Annotated in this window: 16 protein-coding genes and 2 pseudogenes; 9 read left to right on the top strand and 9 right to left on the bottom strand. The window is 64.3% G+C overall.

From position 1 onward, the window contains the following. Positions 1 to 74: 74 nt before the first annotated feature. The 4 genes and pseudogenes from IPK59_13900 to IPK59_13915 all read left to right on the top strand — a co-directional run bounded on the left by IPK59_13900 (position 75) and on the right by IPK59_13915 (position 4,090). Positions 75 to 2,656: pseudogene (locus IPK59_13900) on the top strand (leucine--tRNA ligase). 41 nt (positions 2,657 to 2,697) lie between these two features. Further along, positions 2,698 to 3,243 (top strand): hypothetical protein, encoded by a 546-nt coding sequence (locus IPK59_13905; GenBank protein ID MBK8159803.1) that lies wholly within the window; start codon positions 2,698 to 2,700, stop codon positions 3,241 to 3,243. 140 nt (positions 3,244 to 3,383) lie between these two features. After that, complete coding sequence (locus tag IPK59_13910; protein MBK8159804.1) at positions 3,384 to 3,662, top strand: hypothetical protein; 279 nt, start codon at positions 3,384 to 3,386, stop codon at positions 3,660 to 3,662. Further along, positions 3,641 to 4,090: a hypothetical protein gene (locus tag IPK59_13915; GenBank protein ID MBK8159805.1), complete on the top strand. Its 450-nt coding sequence runs from the start codon at positions 3,641 to 3,643 to the stop codon at positions 4,088 to 4,090. The genes IPK59_13910 and IPK59_13915 overlap by 22 nt, the downstream gene beginning before the upstream one ends. On the opposite strand, the gene IPK59_13920 is transcribed toward IPK59_13915, so the two are convergent. Then, entirely contained in the window at positions 4,087 to 4,779 is a 693-nt protein-coding gene (locus IPK59_13920; GenBank protein ID MBK8159806.1) for a helix-turn-helix transcriptional regulator, read from the bottom strand. The two genes, IPK59_13915 and IPK59_13920, sit on opposite strands and share 4 nt — an antisense overlap. Before the next feature lie 266 nt (positions 4,780 to 5,045). Between IPK59_13920 and IPK59_13925 the strand changes: the two are divergent. Continuing rightward, positions 5,046 to 6,199 (top strand): annotated as a pseudogene (locus IPK59_13925) (acyl-CoA dehydrogenase family protein). A gap of 89 nt (positions 6,200 to 6,288) precedes the next feature. After that, positions 6,289 to 6,747: a thermonuclease family protein gene (locus IPK59_13930; GenBank protein ID MBK8159807.1), complete on the top strand. Its 459-nt coding sequence runs from the start codon at positions 6,289 to 6,291 to the stop codon at positions 6,745 to 6,747. Positions 6,748 to 6,871: 124 nt separating this feature from the next. On the opposite strand, the gene IPK59_13935 is transcribed toward IPK59_13930, so the two are convergent. The 7 genes from IPK59_13935 to IPK59_13965 form a co-directional block, all read right to left on the bottom strand. Continuing rightward, positions 6,872 to 7,753, bottom strand: coding sequence for a ParB/RepB/Spo0J family partition protein (locus IPK59_13935; protein MBK8159808.1), 882 nt, complete (start codon positions 7,751 to 7,753; stop codon positions 6,872 to 6,874). Positions 7,754 to 7,927: 174 nt separating this feature from the next. Then, positions 7,928 to 8,710, bottom strand: a complete 783-nt coding sequence (locus IPK59_13940; protein MBK8159809.1) for a ParA family protein — start codon at positions 8,708 to 8,710, stop codon at positions 7,928 to 7,930. A gap of 39 nt (positions 8,711 to 8,749) precedes the next feature. Next, on the bottom strand, positions 8,750 to 9,352 hold the full coding sequence (gene rsmG / locus IPK59_13945) for a 16S rRNA (guanine(527)-N(7))-methyltransferase RsmG (protein ID MBK8159810.1): 603 nt from the start codon (positions 9,350 to 9,352) through the stop codon (positions 8,750 to 8,752). A gap of 23 nt (positions 9,353 to 9,375) precedes the next feature. Next, positions 9,376 to 11,256, bottom strand: coding sequence for a tRNA uridine-5-carboxymethylaminomethyl(34) synthesis enzyme MnmG (gene mnmG, locus IPK59_13950; protein MBK8159811.1), 1,881 nt, complete (start codon positions 11,254 to 11,256; stop codon positions 9,376 to 9,378). A 46-nt stretch (positions 11,257 to 11,302) separates the two neighbouring features. Next, positions 11,303 to 12,751, bottom strand: a complete 1,449-nt coding sequence (gene mnmE / locus IPK59_13955) for a tRNA uridine-5-carboxymethylaminomethyl(34) synthesis GTPase MnmE (GenBank protein ID MBK8159812.1) — start codon at positions 12,749 to 12,751, stop codon at positions 11,303 to 11,305. Further along, complete coding sequence (locus tag IPK59_13960) at positions 12,748 to 13,146, bottom strand: (2Fe-2S) ferredoxin domain-containing protein (GenBank protein MBK8159813.1); 399 nt, start codon at positions 13,144 to 13,146, stop codon at positions 12,748 to 12,750. Before IPK59_13960 ends, mnmE begins: the two co-directional genes overlap by 4 nt. Before the next feature lie 15 nt (positions 13,147 to 13,161). Then, entirely contained in the window at positions 13,162 to 13,413 is a 252-nt protein-coding gene (locus IPK59_13965) for a hypothetical protein (GenBank protein MBK8159814.1), read from the bottom strand. A gap of 174 nt (positions 13,414 to 13,587) precedes the next feature. Here IPK59_13965 and IPK59_13970 point away from each other — a divergent pair, with 174 nt between their 5' ends. Next, positions 13,588 to 14,058, top strand: a complete 471-nt coding sequence (locus tag IPK59_13970; GenBank protein ID MBK8159815.1) for a hypothetical protein — start codon at positions 13,588 to 13,590, stop codon at positions 14,056 to 14,058. 4 nt (positions 14,059 to 14,062) lie between these two features. On the opposite strand, the gene IPK59_13975 is transcribed toward IPK59_13970, so the two are convergent. Beyond that, positions 14,063 to 14,560, bottom strand: coding sequence for a PAS domain-containing protein (locus tag IPK59_13975; protein MBK8159816.1), 498 nt, complete (start codon positions 14,558 to 14,560; stop codon positions 14,063 to 14,065). Between the two features lie 115 nt (positions 14,561 to 14,675). Here IPK59_13975 and IPK59_13980 point away from each other — a divergent pair, with 115 nt between their 5' ends. Next, a complete protein-coding gene (locus tag IPK59_13980) occupies positions 14,676 to 16,763 on the top strand; it encodes a thioredoxin domain-containing protein (protein ID MBK8159817.1) in 2,088 nt (695 codons plus the stop codon). Positions 16,764 to 16,946: 183 nt separating this feature from the next. Continuing rightward, entirely contained in the window at positions 16,947 to 17,999 is a 1,053-nt protein-coding gene (hemH, locus tag IPK59_13985) for a ferrochelatase (GenBank protein ID MBK8159818.1), read from the top strand.

Raw genomic sequence — 17,999 nt, forward strand, 5'->3', positions numbered from 1 at the left:
GCCGCTGCTGCTAAACTCGTGGGTGGTCCGCCTTCGCGGACCATGACGTTTAAGACGAGCGGAACGTAGTAATCATGTCGCGATATAATTTCCTGGAAGCGGAAGGCAAATGGCAGGCGGCTTGGGCTGCCCGGAACTGCTTTGTCTCCGCGGTCGATAAATCCCGCCCGAAATATTACGTCCTGGAGATGTTCCCGTACCCGTCGGGCCGCATCCATATGGGCCATGTGCGCAACCTATACGATGGGCGACGTGGTGGCCCGCTACAAGCGTGCCAAGGGGTTCAATGTCCTGCACCCGATGGGTTGGGATGCCTTCGGCCTGCCAGCGGAGAACGCCGCCCGGGACATGAAGGTCCATCCCGCCGCCTGGACCTATGACAACATCGCCACCATGCGCGCCGAGCTGAAGCGCATGGGATTGAGCTTGGATTGGTCGAAGGAACTCGCCACCTGCCATCCCGGCTATTACGCCCAGCAGCAGCGCATCTTCCTCGATTTCTTCAAGGCGGGCCTCGCCTATCGCAAGGAGGCCTTCGTCAATTGGGACCCGATCGACCACACCGTGCTGGCCAATGAGCAGGTGATCGACGGCAAGGGCTGGCGCTCCGGCGCCCCCGTGGAGAAGCGCAAGCTCAGCCAGTGGTTCCTGAAAATCACCGAATATGCCGATGACCTCCTCTCGGCGCTGGGCAGCCTCGACCGCTGGCCGGAAAAAGTCCGCCTGATGCAGGAGAACTGGATCGGCAAATCGACCGGCGCCCATGTGCGCTTCAAGCTGGCCGGCCGAGCCGATCGCATCGAAGTCTTCACCACACGGCCCGACACGCTGTTCGGCGCGAGCTTCATCGCCATCTCGCCGGATCATGCGCTGGCCGATACCGCCGCCAAGGCCGACCCGAAGGTTGCCGCGTTCATCGCCGAATGCCGCGCTGCCGGCACGTCCGAGGCCGCCGTCGAGGCGCAGGAGAAGCGGGGCTATAAGCTCGCCCTCGAAGCCGAGCATCCCCTGATGCCGGGCAAGAGATTGCCGGTCTATATCGCCAATTTCGTGCTCATCGAATACGGCACCGGCGCCATCTTCGGCTGCCCCTCCGGCGACCAGCGCGATCTCGATTTCGCCCGCAAATACGGTCTGCCCGTGATCCCCGTGGTATTGCCGGCGGGCGAAGACCCCAAGACCTTCGCCATCGGCGACACCGCCTATACCGATGACGGCACCATCTTCAATTCGGGCTTCCTTGACGGTCTTGACGTCGAGACCGCCAAGAAGAAGGTCGGCCAGGTTCTGAAAGATCAGGGTGACGGCGAACCCACCACCGTGTTCCGCCTGCGCGACTGGCTGGTCAGCCGCCAGCGTTATTGGGGCTGCCCGATCCCGATCATCCATTGCGATGCCTGCGGCGCGGTGCCGGTGCCGGAGAAGGACATGCCGGTCCTGCTGCCGGACGACGTCACCTTTGAGAAGCCCGGCAACCCGCTCGACCATCACCCGACCTGGAAGCATGTGAACTGCCCCAGTTGCGGCAAGGCGGCACGGCGTGAGACCGACACCTTCGATACCTTTGTCGACTCCTCCTGGTATTTCGCGCGCGCTTCTGCGCACCCGCGATGCCGATCCGGTCGATGCCGAGGCGGTCGATTACTGGCTGGCGGTCGACCAGTATATTGGCGGCGTCGAGCACGCCATTCTCCACCTCCTCTATTCGCGCTTCTTCACCCGCGCCATGAAGCAGGTGGGCCTCGTCAAGCTGGACGAGCCCTTCGCCGGCCTGTTCACGCAAGGCATGGTCTGCCACGAGACCTATCGCGACCCACGGACCGGTGAATGGCTGCTGCCCGACGATATCAAGCGCAAGGGTTCCACCGTCATCCGCACGGATACCGGCGCCCCGATCGAGATCGGCCGTTCCGAGAAGATGTCGAAATCGAAGAAGAACGTGGTGGCGCCCGACGTCATCATCAACGGCTATGGCGCCGATACCGCGCGCTGGTTCGTCCTTTCCGACAGCCCGCCGGAGCGGGATATGGAGTGGACGGCGGCCGGCGTCGATGGCGCCTGGCGCTACTCCCAGCGCCTGTGGCGCCTCTCCTACACCTGGATCGAGGCCCTGCCGGCCCTCAAATCCCCGCAGACCGCCCCGGCGACCTTCCCGGAAGCCGCTCTTGCTCTGCGCCGCGCCAGCCACAAGGCCATTGCCGGCGTCTCGGAGGATATCGAGAAGTTCCGCTTCAACCGGGCCGTGGCCAAGCTCTATGAGTTTGCCAACACGCTGGCGGAAATCCAGGACGGGACCCTCACCGACGCCGCCGGCCTCTATGCCCGCCGCGAGGCGCTGGAAACCCTGGCCCAGCTGATCGGCCCGATGATGCCGCATCTGGCCGAGGAAATGTGGGCGTCCTTGGGGCACCAGACCCTGCTCGCCGAGACCGCTTGGCCAACCGCCATAGCTCAGCTTATCATCGACGAAACCGCGACCGTCGCCATCCAGGTCAACGGCAAGCTGCGCGCGACCATCCAGTTGCCGCGCAATTGCGACCCCAAGGTGGCGGAAGCGGCGGCCCTGGCCGAGGATGCGGTGATCCGCGCCCTCGACGGCAAGGCGCCGAAAAAGGTGGTGGTGGTGCCGAACAGGATCGTCAATGTCGTGGTCTAGAAGAGAATTTATCCGCATGGGGTGCAGCCGGCTTTGCCTTGATGGCCGGCGGCTCGCTGCTGACCGCCTGCGGCTTCAAGCCGCTTTACGGTAATGCCAGCACGACGCCCAGCGGCAATGGCACGGTCGATGCCAATCTGGCCGCGATCTCCATCAAATCGCCCTTCTGGGAACGCGACGCCGCCCCCTATGGCGAGTTCAGCCAAGCCGGCAAGGCGAAATTCGACGCCCGGACGGGTCAGATCCTGCACAACGCCCTGCGCGATGGGCTCAATCCCTATGGCCAGCCGAGTGCGCCGGTCTATACCCTCGCCATCGAATTGTCGGAGCGCATCAACCGCACCATCACCGCCGATGAAGGCGATGCGCGGCGCGAGGATCTGACGCTGAAGGCGAACTTCCTGCTGTCCGGGCCCAAGGGCGAGGAACTGCTCAAGGAACAGACCCGCTCGATCGTCGCCTATACCGTGCTGCAGGATCCCTATCAGGATCTCGTCGCCCGCAACGATGCGCGCGACCGCACCGCGCGCCAGGTCGCCGAACTGATCAAGCTGCGCCTCTCGGCCTATTTCGCGGCACATGGGTGAGGCTGTCATTGATGGCCCCCTCACCCCAACCCCTCTCCCCGGAGGGGCGAGGGGCTTATTAGTCGTCTCGCTCAAAACTCCCTCGCCCCGCCCCGTCGGCGAATGCCGACATTCGTCGGCCGGGCGGGGAGAGGGTCGGGGTGAGGTACGAAGCGCGTGCCATTGCCATGATGGGCGGGCGGCGCGTGGTGCGGGTGACGCGCGTGACCGATGCGGTGGAACCGGCCTTCGCCGCCTTGCTCGCCGACCACAAGGACGGCGCGCAATGCCTGGTCGTGATCGAGGCCGGCGATGTCGACGGCATCGAGATCGGCGCGACGCGCTTTCATATCTTGCCGCCAATCTTGGCGGCGACCGCGGCATCACGCGGGCCGAGCTCGACAAGCTCATTCTCTATATGGGCGCCGAAAAGAAGGTGACGCTCAGTGATGCGCTGGCCTGTGTCGGCGACCAGGCTGCGATCGGCCAGGACGATCTTTGCCAGGCGATCGGCATGGGCGATCTCAAAGGCATCGAGCGCCAGATCGAGCGCAACCTCGCCGAGACCAACGAGATCTCGCTGTTACGCGCCGTCGCGCGGCATTTCATGCGCCTTCACCAGGTGGTCGGCCGCGTTGCGCGCGGCGAGCAATTGGAAAGCGCCATGGCAGGCCTGCGCCCGCCGGTCTTCTGGAAAGCGGTCGACGGGTTCAAGGCACAATGCCGCCGCTGGCCGGTCGAGAGCATCGGCAACGCCCTTCTGCGCCTCACCGAACTCGAAGCCGAAGTGATGCGCCAGCATCAATTCGCCGACACCCTCACCCGTCGCGGGCTGATGGAAATCGCCGTCATGGGCGTGAAGCGCTAGGCGCCTGCGCCCCCCTTCGGATGGGCGAACGGGCTGAGGCCCAGCCAGGTCTGCATCGTGCGCACGATCTCCTTGTCGCCGTCCGCCTCGAAGCGGCCGGCCGCCATCTCGCCTTGCACCGTGGCGATGCCCATCCAGATCGAGGTCATGCTTTTGAGCGACGTCTCGACGAACAGATCCACCTCGAAGCCCGGATCGGCCTGGCACAGATCGACATCCTCGTTCTCCACCACCAGCCACCAATCGCGCCGGTTGGTGAGTTCCGGATAATGAAAGTGAATGGTGTAGCGGCGCGGCGGCATCGGCGTCGGCCGCAGGTTCCGGCGCATGTCCCACATCAGCAGTGAGGGATCGAGGTTCTTCAGCGATTTCTGGGTATCGATCCAGCGCGTCCCCCAGAAGCCCAACCCCATGACCAGGTCGCGGAGGTCCTCGCCGGCCTCGGTGAGATTATACTCGGTGGCGCCGCCGGCGCCTTCAACACAAGTCAGCAATCCCGTCTGCTGCAGTTCCTTGAGGCGCTTCGACAGCAGCGTCGGGGAAATGCGCGGAAGCCCACGCCGCAGATCGTTGAAGTGTTTGCTGCCGCAGAGCAGTTCACGCAGGATGAGCGGCGTCCACCGCGTGCAGAAAATCTCCGCCGCCATGGCGACCGGGCAGAACTGGCCGTAACTGGCCTTGATGTCCATCGCGATCCCTCATGTTCAAGGTTGCCGGGGGCCAAGACTACCGAGGCGGCACCTGACGCTAACGGGCAGACGCTAATTCGCAGCCACGCAAGGCGCGAGTCCAGAAACTGTATCACCCTTTCTTGTCCGTGGCGGCGGAAAGTCAGCCGTCTCACCCTTCATCGCGCCAGGCGTTCGCATCTCGGTACACTTCCTGCACTAGAGGGGAAACGGCCCCCATGAGAGCATCTGGGCAGGGACGCATTACCTCTCAGGAGAAATTCTCGATGACCCTCGCCCAAGCTCTCATTCCGGATGCCGCGCCGATTGACTATCAGGCCCTTGCCCACAAATTGGGTCCGGTCTTTGCAGCCCGTGCCAATGAGGCCGACGATCATGATTCCTTTGTCGCCGCCAATTTTGCTGAACTGAAGGCGGAGGGCCTGGTCGAGGCCGGCGTGCCGGCGGATCTCGGTGGTGGTGGTGCGACGGTTGCGCCCCTTGCCGCCATGCTGCGCGAACTCGCCCATCATTGCGGCTCGACGGCGCTCGCCTTTTCGATGCACACCCACCAGGTGGCGATCCCGGCCTGGCGCTGGACGCGGCAGCAGGCAGCGCCCGTCGTGCCTTTGCTGAAGCGCGTCGCCGCCGAACGCCTCGTTCTCCTTTCCAGCTGCGGCTCCGACTGGATCGCGGGCTCGGGCAAGGCCGAAAGGTGGAGGGCGGCTACCGCATCACCGCGCGCAAATGCTTCACCTCGGCCTCGCCGATCGGCGATCTGCTGATGACCGGCGCCGTCCTGGAGGGCGAGCCGGAAGGTCCGCAGGTCCTGCATTTCGGCATTCCCATGAAGTCGGCGCAGGTCTCGGTCCTCCCCACCTGGAAGACCATGGGCATGCGCGGCACCGGGTCGAACGACGTGATGATCGACGGCCATGTCGTGCCGGAAGCGGGCGTTGCGCTGAAGCGCAAACAGGGCGAATGGCATCCCCTCTTCCACATCATCTCGATGATCGCCTTTCCGCTCATCTACGCCGCTTATCTCGGCGTTGCCGAGGCGGCGCGCGACCGTGCCATCGCGATGGCCGCGAAACGGCGCCCGAGCGATCATGTCGTGAGCCTCGTCGGCCAGATGGACACCGAGCTCCGCGCCGCGCAATACGCCCATGCGGCGATGGTGATGACGGCCGAAACCGCGATGCCGGGTGCTGCCACCACCAACGAGATCATGATCGGCCGCGCTTTGGTCGCGCGCCATGCCTTGGCCGCCGTGGAGCTCGCCATGGAAACCGCCGGTGGCGCCGCCTTCTACCGCGACAATGGATTGGAGCGGATGTTCCGCGACATCCAGGGCGTACGCTATCACCCGATGCAGACCGGCCCGCAACATGAATTCGCCGGCAAGGTCGCGCTGGGCATGGATGTGTCGACGACGTTCTAAAGTCTCTGGAAACAGCACGCGAACAACTCATCGCCCATCACCCGCATCGGTCGCTTGCAACGACTCACGCGATGCGGTGCTGATGGGCGATGCTTCGCCCCCACCAACTCATCCGCGCCCTCATCATCACCGCCCTGCTTTCGCTCGCCGGCACGACCGCCTTTGCCGATACCGTTTCCGATGGCCGCTACGACTGGCCGGTGCTCGGCGCCATTGATGGCGACACGCTGAAAGTCCATCTTCCCGGCCTGCCGATGGAATTGCAGCCGATGAAGGTGCGCGTGCGCGGCATCGACACGCCGGAGATACGCGGCAAATGCGACCGCGAAAAGCAAGCGGCCAACAAGGCCACGGCGCTCACGCGCTTTCTCATTTCGCAAGCCAAGGCGCGGAAGAAATCCATCGTGTTTTCCGAGATCGGCTGGGACAAATATGGTGGCCGTCTTGATGCCATCGTCACCATCGACGGCCAGTCACTCGGCGCCATCTTGATCAGCGCCGGATTGGCGCGCGCCTATGATGGCGGCAAGCGGATGGGATGGTGTTAGCCCCCCACCCCACCCTCCCCCCTGAAGGTGGGAGGGCTTTCAGTCGAGACGGCAGGAATACCTCGCTCCAACTCCTCCCACCTTCAGGGGGGAGGTCGGGAGGGGGGCCGCGCTCAGACCCGCTCTACCCCAGCTTCGCAATGATCCCGTCAAGCTGATCGAGCGATTTATAATGCAGGGTGACGCTGCCGCCCTTGCCGTTGAAATCGATCTCGACCTTGAGGCCGAGCTTCAGACCCAGATCATGTTCGAGCGCCTTGGTGTCGGCGTCCTTTTCCTTGGGCGCCTTCTTCGTGCGCAAGGTCTTGAGCAGTGATTTCGGCTTGTAGTTCTCGGCGAGCTTCTCGGTCTGGCGCACATTCAATCCCTGCGCCACGACTTCACTGGCGAGGCTCACCGGGTCGGAACATTTCAGCAGCGCGCGCGCATGGCCGGCCGTGAGCCTGCCATCGCTCAGCATCGAGCGCACGGCACCCGGCAGGTCCATCAGGCGCATGAGATTGGCGATGCCGGAGCGGCTCTTGCCCATCCGCTCCGCCAACTCCTCCTGCGTGTATTTGAATTCGTCCATCAGGCGGCGATAGCCTTCCGCCTCTTCCAGCGGGCCCAGATCCTGGCGCTGGATATTCTCGATGAGTGCTATCTCGAGCGCATCGCGATCGGTGAGCGACCGCTCGACCACGGGCACTTCATGGAGCTGTGCCATTTGCGCGGCACGCCAGCGGCGCTCGCCGGCGATGATCTCGAACTCGCCCTTGGGCCGGTTGGGGTGCGGCCGCACCAGGATGGGCTGGATGATGCCATTGCTGCGGATCGATTGCGCGAGGTCGTCCATCGCCTGCGGGTTGAAGGTCCCGCGCGGCTGGTACTTGCCGGGATGCAGCAGTTCGATGGGGACATGACGCTGGCCGGCCACAGGTGCCGTCGCCGTTTCGGATGTCACCGCCGCCACCGTGTCATTCCCCAGCAATGCCGAGAGCCCGCGGCCCAGATGTTTTTTCGCCATGATGTGTGTCTCGTTCTACTCGGGCTTCGTTCTTCGGTTTCCCCTCACCCCAACCCTCTCCCCGCAAGCGGGGCGAGGGAGTTTCGAGCGAGTTCGATCTGGAGCCCCTCGCCCCGCCGCCGACGAATGTCGGCATTCGCCGACTGCGGGGAGAGGGGTTGGGGTGACGGGCGCTTACGCCACCTTCAGCGATCGTCCCTCGAGCCCCTGCTCCCGCCGCAGCAACTCGCTCGCCAGATGAATATAGGCCTGGGACCCCGCGCAGCGGATGTCATAGAGCAAAGCGGGCTTGCCATAACTTGGCGCCTCGGCGATGCGGACGTTGCGCGGGATCGCGGTTTCATAAACCTTCGTGCCGAAATGCGCGCGCACATCGGCCGCCACCTGTTCGTTGAGGCTGGAGCGCTTGTCGTACATGGTGAGCACGACGCCCTGGATCTCCAGCACCGGATTGAAATGCTGGCGCACACGCTCGACCGTCTTGATGAGCTGGCTCAAGCCCTCCAGCGCATAGAATTCGCATTGCAGCGGCACCAGCACGCAATCGGCGGCCACCATCGCATTCAAGGTGAGCAGCGAGAGCGAGGGCGGGCAATCAATGAGGATGAAATCATAGGCAAGGTTGGTGGCCGCCAGCGCATCCTTCAGCCGGTATTCGCGGCGCGGCAGATCGATGAGCTCGATTTCAGCACCCGCCAGATCCGGCGTCGTCGAGACGATCGACATGTTCGGTACAATCGTGGGTTGTGTTGCCTCGACGATACTCGCGCCGTGGACCAGGACTTCATAGGAGCCGGTCTCGCGCTGCGCAGCTTCCAGGCCCAATCCGGTCGAGGCATTGCCCTGGGGATAGAGATCGATGATTAGCACCTGCTTGCCGCAGGCGGCGAGCGCCGTGGCGAGGTTGACGGCCGTCGTGGTCTTGCCGACCCCGCCCTTCTGGTTGACGACAGCCATGATCCGCGGCTGCTTCCGATTCTGGCCGTCGCTCAACGCTCAACCCCGCCGCTTGATGTTGTGAAGTTTGAGAATCACGCCGCTGGAATCCGTGAGACTCTGATGACGCTCGACCGCCATTGTCCAAGAGCGGCCGGCCGCGGTCAATTCATCTTCCGCCTTGGCACCCTTTAAGAACAGGCAGGTCGTCTCCGGGGTGAGATAGGGCTCGGCCCAGGCCAGAAGCTGATCCAGCGAGGCCAAGGCCCGGGCGGTGATGATCGGTGCTTTCCAGGCCTTCGCCGCCTCGATCCGGGTCGAATGCACGGTCACCCGGTCAAGGACACCGGTCTGGCGCGCCGCTTCCAGCAGGAAGGCACCCTTCCGCTGGTCGGAATCGACGAGATGCACGTGCCGGTTCGTCATGATGGCCAGCACCAGGCCGGGAAACCCGGCGCCGGAGCCCAGATCCGTGATTGGATCGTCACCCGGCGGGAGCAGCGGCAGGAGTTGGGCTGAATCCAGGAAATGCCGCCGCCAGAGCTCCTGGAGGCTGTCCTTGGCGACCAGATTGATCTTGGCCTGCCATTTCCGCAGCAGGGCGGCATAGGTCTCGAGGGCGGAAAATGTTTCACGTGAAACATTTTGGCCGGCAGCGCTCATGGCCGAGGCGAAGGCGGCTGGGGTCACGCGCTCTGCCGCTCCGCCCGGTACCGCCGCACATGGCGCAGCAGGATGGTGAGGGCCGCCGGGGTGACGCCGGAAATACGCTGCGCAGCACCCAGTGAGGCGGGCCGCGCCGCCTTCAGCTTTTCCCGGACTTCGGTCGAGAGCGAGCCGATCTGGTCGTAATCAAGGTCCTCGGGCAGCAGCAGCGCCTCGTCCTTGCGGAAGGCGATGATGTCGGCATCCTGCCGCTTCAAATAGCCGGCATAGCGCCCGTCGATCTCGATCTGCTCGGCGATCTCCGGGGCGAAACCGGCAATTTCCGGCCAGATCTGGACCAGACGCGGCATGGTGATCTCGGGGTAGGCGAGCAACCCCAGGGCCGTGCGGCGCTGGCCGTCCTGGTTGATATTGAGGCCCTGGGACTTCAATTCATTGGGCGTCGCTGAGAGCGATTGCATGGTGGCCCGGGCCGTCTCGAGCGCCACCATCTTGGCGGAAAAGGCTGATTCCCGGGCTTTTCCGACACATCCCCAGGCCAAGCCCAAGGGCGTCAGGCGCTGGTCGGCATTGTCCTGGCGAAGCTGCAGCCGGTACTCGGCGCGGCTGGTGAACATGCGGTATGGCTCGGCTGTTCCACGTGAAACAAGGTCGTCGATCATGACGCCGATATAGGCGGTGGCCCGATCGAGGGTGACACCCTCCCCGGCCCCACCGGCCAGCCGCGCCGCATTCAACCCCGCCATCAGGCCTTGCGCCGCCGCCTCTTCATAACCCGTGGTGCCGTTGATCTGGCCGGCCAGGAACAGGCCGGGCATGGCGCGCAGCTCCAGGCTGGGCTTCAGGGCGCGTGGGTCGACGAAATCATATTCAATGGCATAGCCCGGCCGCAGCATGACCGCGTGTTCCAGGCCGGCGATGGTCTTCAGCAGCCCGGCCTGCACATCGGCCGGCAGCGAGGTCGAAATACCGTTGGGATAGACCGTGTCGTCGTCGAGACCCTCCGGCTCCAGGAAGATCTGGTGGCGGTCCTTCTCGGCGAAGCGCACGACCTTGTCCTCGATCGAGGGGCAGTAGCGCGGGCCTGTCCCTTCGATCTGGCCCGAATAAATGGGCGCCCGGTGCAGATTCTCGCGAATGAGGGCGTGGCCGGCAGCCGAAGTATAGGTGATGCCGCAGGCGATCTGCGGGGTCGTTATGTCGCGCGTCAGATAGGACATCGGCACCGGCGGGTTGTCGCCGGGCTGAGAATCAAGGGATTTCCAATCGATCGTGCGGCCGTCAAGGCGCGGCGGTGTCCCGGTCTTCAGGCGCCCCATGGGCAGGCCCAGCCGATAAAGGGTCTCCGCCAGCTGCTTCGAGGGCGCCTCGTCGACCCGGCCGGCGGAAATCCGCTCCTCGCCGCAATGGATAAGACCATTGAGGAAGGTGCCGGTGGTCAGCACCACGGCGGCGCAAGCCAGGCGCTCGCCTGTCTCGGTGATGACGGCGGCAACCCGGCCATCGGGGCCGATTTCCAGATCGCCGGCGGCACCGGCCAGGATGGTGAGGTTTGGCTGTTCGGCGAGGAGCGCCTGCACGGCCTGGCGGTAGAGCTTGCGGTCGGCCTGGGCACGGGGGCCGCGAACGGCCGGACCCTTGGACTGGTTCAGCATGCGGAACTGGATGCCGCCCTGGTCGATTGCCTTCGCCATGATCCCGTCGAGGGCGTCGATCTCGCGCACCAGATGGCCCTTGGCCAGGCCGCCAATGGCCGGGTTGCAGGACATCTCGCCGATCTTCTTGGGGTCGTGGGTGAGGAGCAGCGTGCGGGCGCCCAGGCGCGCGGATGCCGCGGCAGCCTCCGTCCCGGCATGGCCACCACCCACCACGATCACGTCGAATTTCAGGTCAGTCGTCATGTTTCACGTGAAACAATTTCATAAATACCATATTTCCATGGCTTGATTACTTGCCGATGCAGAATTCCCGGAAGATCAAATCGAGAACATCATCGACTTCCACCCGGCCGGTGATACGGCCCAAAGCCTGCACCGCCAACCGCAAATCCTCGGCCTTCAGCTCCACAACCGGCGCCTGCAGGCCCCGCTGCAGGGCACCGAGGCACCGCTCCAGCGCCGCCCGGTGCCGCAACCTTGTCAGTGCCGGCTGTGCCCCGGGGCTCAGCGCCTGGGCGGCCTTCTCGCTCAGCGCCGTCACCAGCGCCTCGATCCCGGCCCCGGTCACCGCCGATACCGGCAGCAATTTGCGTCCGGCAATCTCGGCTTCCACCGGCTGCCCGGCCAATTCGGCCTTGTTCAATACGACAATGGCCTCGGCGTCAATCTGTGCTGCGACCTCGGCGTCAAAATCCGGCCAGGTGGCCGCGTCGAACACGATGAGCTTGAGATCGGCATATTCCGCGCGTTTCAGGGCCCGGCGGACACCTTCCTGCTCGATCTCGTCGGGACTTTCGCGGAGGCCCGCCGTGTCGGCGATCAGCACCGGATAGCCGCCGAGATCGAGCTTTACCTCGATGACATCGCGCGTCGTGCCGGCGCGTGCCGAGACGATCGCTGCCTCGCGCCCGGCAAGGCGGTTGAGAAGGCTCGACTTCCCCACATTGGGCGCGCCCAGGATCGCCACCGACAATCCCTCGCGCAGCATCTCGCCGCGATGTCCGTCAGAGAGATGCTGCTCGATGCTTTCAGCCAGCACCCGCATGGTCTCGTCGATGAGCATCATCAGCCCCTCGGGCAGATCCTCGTCGGGAAAATCGATGGCAGCCTCAATGCGCGCCAGCGCCGAGATGAGCGCACCGCGCCAGTTTTCATAGAGTTTCGAGAGCTCCCCTTCCGCCTGGCGCAGGGCCTGCCTGCGCTGCGCTTCGGTTTCCGCGGCGATGAGATCGGCGAGACCCTCGATCTCGACGAGGTCAAGTTTGCCATGATCAAACGCACGCCGCGTGAACTCGCCAGGCTCGGCAAGGCGCAGGCCCAAGGCCTGAAGGGTTGAAGCCATCGCCGCGAGGATCGCGGGTCCGCCATGGGTATGCAGCTCCACCACATCCTCGCCGGTGAAACTGTTGGGTGCCGGGAAATAAAGCGCGAGGCCATCATCGAGGGGGATGCGGGACTCTTCAGTTGCTCCCCCCTCACCCCGACCCTCTCCCCGCAAGCGGGGCGAGGGAGTTTCGAGCGAGCTCGATGCACAGCCCCTCGCCCCTCTGGGGAGAGGGGTTGGGGTGAGGGGGCTTTCTTGTGCATAAAACCGCCGCTTCGCCGCGACGCGCGGTGCTGGCAAGGCCCGGTTTGTCAGCGTTTCCAGCACCTCGCCCGCGCGTGGGCCAGAGAGGCGGAACACGGCGCCGCCGGATCTTCCGGCAGGTGTCGCCAAGGCAAAGATGGTGTCGTTCATCGCTCCGCTTTGACGAGACGGTCTTGCCTCAGGAGGTCTTCCGGCAGCTTGTCGGTCGGCTGCAGCATCAACCGTTCAACCCGCTCGCCCTTGATCAGGTGTCGTTGCAGAATCTCTTCCGCATCCTCGACCGAGTGATAGCTGTACCAGATGCCTTCCGGATAAATCACCATGGTCGGCCCCAACTCGCAGCGGTCGAGGCAACCCGATTGATTGACGCGGATGTTGTCGATGCCCAGCTCCTTGGCGCGCGCCTTCATGTAGTTGCGCAGCGGCTCGGCCCCGCGCGACTTGCAGCAGCCGCGCTTGTGCCCGGCCGGGCGCTCATTCACGCAACAGAAGATATGGGTCTCGAAATAGGGTGCCGGATCACCGGGTTTGGAATGCGAATTCATCTCTGATCTGAAACTCTATTTGCTGCTGTCTTTGCCGGCACCCTGCCCGAAAGCCTGCCAGAACATCTTCTGCATCTGCTCGAGGCCGGCGATGCCGGCCGGCATCCAGGTCTTCATCAACGTCTCGGCATCGGTGCCCTTCATCGACGCCATGACCCGCTCCTGCACTTCCTGCATCACGGCATCCTGCATCGGCGCCACATTGGGCAGGCCGAAAAAGGCCCGCGCTTCTTCCGGTGAACATTCGATATCGACATTGATCTTCATCAAGAACTCCCGCCGCTCTGGGCTCATAGTTAAAGGGACACTAGCCCAAGGCATCACAGAACAAAAGCATGACGGCACACGGGATGACGGCAGGTGGGATGACGGCAGGCGGGGGGACGTGGTAAAGCGGGACAGGCCTGCGGAACCAGATCATTTGGCGGTAATTGGGACGGCATGACCGGCTATATCAACTATCTCGACCGGAATCCCGATCCCCGGCTGCTGCACCTGCAGGAGATCTGGGAGCAATTGGTCAAGGACGGCAAACTGCCGGCCTATTCGGCTGCCGGCCTGGTGAAGTTCCCCGTGGCACCCGACCATGCCAGCATCATCGAGGTGCGGCATGACGGCAAGCGCCGGCGCTATTTCGTGGTCAAGGACGGTGCTGCCGTCGTCGAGGCTGTCGGCATCGATTGCAGCGGCACCTATCTCGACGCCCCCAGCGACACGCCCGAATACCACACCATCCTGATCAGCGATTATGACGGGGTTGTCGCCAGCCGGCGGCCGCGCCTTTATGCCGAGGAACATCATCTCGACAACCGCGCCCGCCTCATCGCCGGCATCCAGCTGCCCTTTGCCGCCGATGGCGAGCATATCGACGTGATTGTGGAGTTCGTCTACGCCCTCGAGGAACTGGCCTGACCGCTCATCGTCGCGATCCGCCAGGACTTGCTCCCTGGCGCGCCCGGTCCAGATCCTCCATCACCAGCAGCCGCTCGACCTTCCCCTGGTCACCATAGGGCAGCACGACGAATTCGGAGATATGGGAGACCCCATGTTCCGACTGCCAGCGATACCAGCCACAGCGCGGCGCGCCCGATAGCGCCACCTCGCGATAGATCGCGGCAATGGCATCCGCCTCCGGGAAAGGCGCCGCCCGGACCTCCGTGCCGGAAAAATCCTGACTGAAGAACTCGCGGTAGCCGGAGCCGAAAAGGCGGAACTTCGGATGGTCCGGATCACGCACATCGACCACGACGAGATCGGTTAGGAATTGCTTCAGTTCGACCGGATCAATCGCCGCGAGCGCCGGAAACGTCGCGCCGGCACAGCCGCCTTCCCATTGTGCGTGAAGCTGCCGCAGGCGCGCCGATTGCAGGGCGGCGGCGCTGTCGTAAAACACGGGCAGTCCATCTTCCGCCATGACGTCTTCGAACCGAACCTCGCTTCCTTGATATGTCAAATGGCCGATACCTGTCATTACCCTTTGGCGGTTTACGGTTGATATGAATGCCGCGGCCCCCCACTCTCTGCCCATCATGACCAGACACGCAGCCGCCACGCACCCGACCAAGCCCAACCCCAACAACCAGCTCGTTCACGAGACCAGTCCCTATCTGCTGCAGCACAAGGACAATCCGGTCGATTGGCGGGCCTGGAACGACGCGACCCTGGCCGAAGCAAAAGCCAGCGACAAGCCGATCCTGCTCTCGGTGGGCTATGCCGCCTGCCATTGGTGCCATGTCATGGCCCATGAGAGTTTCGAGGATGAGGGCATCGCCGCCCTGATGAACCGGCTCTTCATCAACATCAAGATCGACCGCGAGGAGCGCCCCGATCTCGACCAGATCTACCAGCAGGCGCTCTCGCTGCTCGGGCAACAGGGCGGCTGGCCCTTGACCATGTTCCTGACACCCGACGGCCAGCCCTTCTGGGGCGGCACGTATTTTCCGAAGGAGCCGCGCTATGGTCGGCCCGGCTTCGGCGATGTGCTCAATGCGCTGTCCGAGGCCTATCACACCGACAAGGAGAAGGTCGGGAAGAACGTGGCGGGTCTCGCCGAAGCGATGCAGCGTCTATCGTCACCGCAGGGCGGCGGCGACATCCCGGTCGAGGTGATGGACCGCATCGCCGAGCGCCTGCTGCAGGAAGTTGACCTGGTGCGCGGCGGCATCGGGGGTGCTCCGAAATTTCCGCAGCCCTCGGTCATGGGCCTGCTGTGGCGCAGCTACCGGCGCAATGGCGATGGCCGCTACCGCGAGGCGGTCCTCCTCAGCCTCACCCGCATGCTGCAGGGTGGCATCTATGATCACCTCGGCGGTGGTCTTGCGCGCTATGCGACCGATGCCGATTGGCTGGTGCCGCATTTCGAGAAGATGCTCTACGACAATGCCGAACTGCTGGGCCAGCTCGCCGAGGCCTGGCTCGAGACCGGCGAAAAGCTGTTCGAGACCCGCGCCCATGAAATCGTCGGCTGGCTTACGCGCGAGATGCTGGCTGAAGCCGATGCGCAAGGCCACCGCGCTTTCGCAGCCTCGCTCGATGCCGATTCCGAAGGCGTCGAAGGCAAATTCTATGTCTGGGACGAAGCCGAGATCGACGAAGTGCTGCGGGCCGAGTCCAACTTCTTCAAACATGTCTATGACGTCAGTGCCGCCGGCAATTGGGAAGACACCAACATCCTCAACCGCAGCCATCAGATGGGCCTGCTGATCGAGGGCGATGAACAGCGCCTCGAGGTGGCTCGACAGAAATTGCTGGCGCGACGCGCGACGCGCATCCGGCCCGGCTGGGACGACAAGGTGCTGGTCGATTGGAACGGCCTGATGATCGCCAACCTGGCACTTGCCTCGCTGGTCTTTGCGCAACCGACCTGGCTCAAACTTGCCGAAGATGCGTTTGCCTTCATCGACGGCAATATGCGCGATGGATCGGGCCGCTTGAAACATGCCTGGCGCGCGGGACGGCTGGCCCATCCGGCAACGCTCGACGATCACGCCAATCTCGCCCGCGCCGCCCTCATGCTCTGTCAGGCGACCGGCAACGCCGCCTATCTCAAGGCCGCGCAGGCGATCGTTGCCGATCTCGACGCGCATTACTGGGACATACAGGCTGGCGGCTATTTCTTCAGCGCCGACGATACCGCCGACGTCATCATCCGCACCAAATCCGCCAATGACAACGCGACCCCCAGCGGCAACGGCACCATGGTCGAGGTGCTGACGCGCCTCGCCTCGCTGACCGGCGACGATGCCTATGCAAGCCGCGCCACCGATCTGCTCCGCGCCTTTGCCGGCGAGATCCAGCGCAATTTCTTCCCGCTCGCCAATCTCCTCAACGGCAACGACTTCTATCTCCAGGTCGTGGACGTGATCATCATCGGCGACCGGGCCGCCGCCGACACGCAGGCGCTGCTCCAGGCGCTGCACCGGCAGTCGTCGCAGAACCTCGTGCTGCAGGTCGTCGCGGACAGCAGCCATCTGCCGGCGACCCATCCGGCAGCGGCCAAGACGCGGATCGGCGGCAGGGCCACGGCCTATGTCTGTCGTCAGCAAACCTGCTCGGCGCCGGTCACGGAACCGGCCGACCTGGCGCTTGCCTTGAGCCGGCGCGGCGATCTGGGCTAGCTTCGGTCAACCTCGGGTGAACCACGAAGAACCCCCTCACCCCAACCCCTCTCCCCAGAGGGGCGAGGGGCCTAGTAGCAAACTCGTCAGAAACTCCCTCGCCCCGCTTGCGGGGAGAGGGTCGGGGTGAGGGGTGGCAGATCATGGCCGCTCCCACCGTCAGCAACGCAAGTCAGGTCCCTCATGAAGCCGCGCCGTATCGCCATCGTGCTGTTCACTCTCGGCGGCCCCGACGGGCCGGCGGCCGTGAAGCCGTTCCTGTTCAACCTGTTCAACGACAAGAACATCATCGGCGCTCCGGGTCCCATACGCTGGGCGCTCGCCAAATTCATCTCGGCGCGGCGCGGGCCCATCGCCCAGCATGTCTATGACCAGATGGGCGGCGGCTCGCCGATCCTGCCCAACACGTTGGCGCAGGCCGATGCCCTCACCCGCGCCCTCCTCGACCTCGGCGAGGTCAAGACCTTCATCGCCATGCGCTACTGGCATCCCTTCACCGAGGATACCGCGCGCGCGGTGAAAGTGTGGGGACCTGACGAGATCGTGCTCCTGCCGCTCTATCCGCAATTCTCCACCACCACGACGGGCTCGTCGCAGCGCGTCTGGCACGACACTGCGCGCCAGATCGGCCTCACCGTTCCCGCGCATTTCATCTGCTGCTATCCGGACGAGCCGGGTTTCGTGACGGCGCTGGTCGACATCACGAAGCAGGCGATCGCCGCGGCCGCGACGGAAGCGCCGAACAAGGCGCAGATGGTCATCTTCTCGGCCCATGGCCTGCCGCAGAAGATCGTCGACAAGGGCGATCCCTATGTGCGGCAGGTCGAAGCCACGGTGGCGGCGACGGTGGCAGGGCTCGGCCTAGCGCCGGATCAATGGATCATCGCCTATCAAAGCCGCGTCGGCCCGCTGAAATGGGTCGGCCCCTCGACCGATGAGGTGATTACCGAGCATGCCAAGGCAGGCCGCGCCATCATCGTGGTGCCGGTGGCCTTCGTCTCCGAACATTCCGAAACGCTGGTCGAGCTCGACATCGAATACCGGCATCTCGCCACCAGCAACGGCGCCGCCGCTTATGTACGAGCGCCCACCGTGGCAACCCATCCGGCCTTCATCGACGGCCTTGCCTGCCTGGTCAAACAGGCCCGCCGGGACGGCGCCGCCCTCCAACCCGGCTGCAGCCGCGAGGCCTGCCGCGGCCAGAGCCAATGCGCCATGACAAAAGCGGGGATGTGA

This window comes from Rhodospirillaceae bacterium (assembly GCA_016712715.1).
In the GTDB taxonomy this organism is placed as follows: Bacteria; Pseudomonadota; Alphaproteobacteria; order Dongiales; family Dongiaceae; genus Dongia.

Bases quoted from the DNA above. Each gene is read 5' to 3' on its own strand.
- IPK59_13905 (MBK8159803.1), top strand. From the start codon at position 2,698: ATGGCCGGCGGCTCGCTGCTGACCGCCTGCGGCTTCAAGCCGCTTTAC.
- IPK59_13915 (MBK8159805.1), top strand. From the start codon at position 3,641: ATGGGCGCCGAAAAGAAGGTGACGCTCAGTGATGCGCTGGCCTGTGTC.
- IPK59_13920 (MBK8159806.1), bottom strand. From the start codon at position 4,779: ATGGACATCAAGGCCAGTTACGGCCAGTTCTGCCCGGTCGCCATGGCG.
- IPK59_13930 (MBK8159807.1), top strand. From the start codon at position 6,289: ATGCTTCGCCCCCACCAACTCATCCGCGCCCTCATCATCACCGCCCTG.
- IPK59_13935 (MBK8159808.1), bottom strand. From the start codon at position 7,753: ATGGCGAAAAAACATCTGGGCCGCGGGCTCTCGGCATTGCTGGGGAAT.
- IPK59_13940 (MBK8159809.1), bottom strand. From the start codon at position 8,710: ATGGCTGTCGTCAACCAGAAGGGCGGGGTCGGCAAGACCACGACGGCC.
- rsmG (MBK8159810.1), bottom strand. From the start codon at position 9,352: ATGAGCGCTGCCGGCCAAAATGTTTCACGTGAAACATTTTCCGCCCTC.
- mnmG (MBK8159811.1), bottom strand. From the start codon at position 11,256: ATGACGACTGACCTGAAATTCGACGTGATCGTGGTGGGTGGTGGCCAT.
- mnmE (MBK8159812.1), bottom strand. From the start codon at position 12,751: ATGAACGACACCATCTTTGCCTTGGCGACACCTGCCGGAAGATCCGGC.
- IPK59_13960 (MBK8159813.1), bottom strand. From the start codon at position 13,146: ATGAATTCGCATTCCAAACCCGGTGATCCGGCACCCTATTTCGAGACC.
- IPK59_13965 (MBK8159814.1), bottom strand. From the start codon at position 13,413: ATGAAGATCAATGTCGATATCGAATGTTCACCGGAAGAAGCGCGGGCC.
- IPK59_13970 (MBK8159815.1), top strand. From the start codon at position 13,588: ATGACCGGCTATATCAACTATCTCGACCGGAATCCCGATCCCCGGCTG.
- IPK59_13975 (MBK8159816.1), bottom strand. From the start codon at position 14,560: ATGGCGGAAGATGGACTGCCCGTGTTTTACGACAGCGCCGCCGCCCTG.
- IPK59_13980 (MBK8159817.1), top strand. From the start codon at position 14,676: ATGACCAGACACGCAGCCGCCACGCACCCGACCAAGCCCAACCCCAAC.
- hemH (MBK8159818.1), top strand. From the start codon at position 16,947: ATGAAGCCGCGCCGTATCGCCATCGTGCTGTTCACTCTCGGCGGCCCC.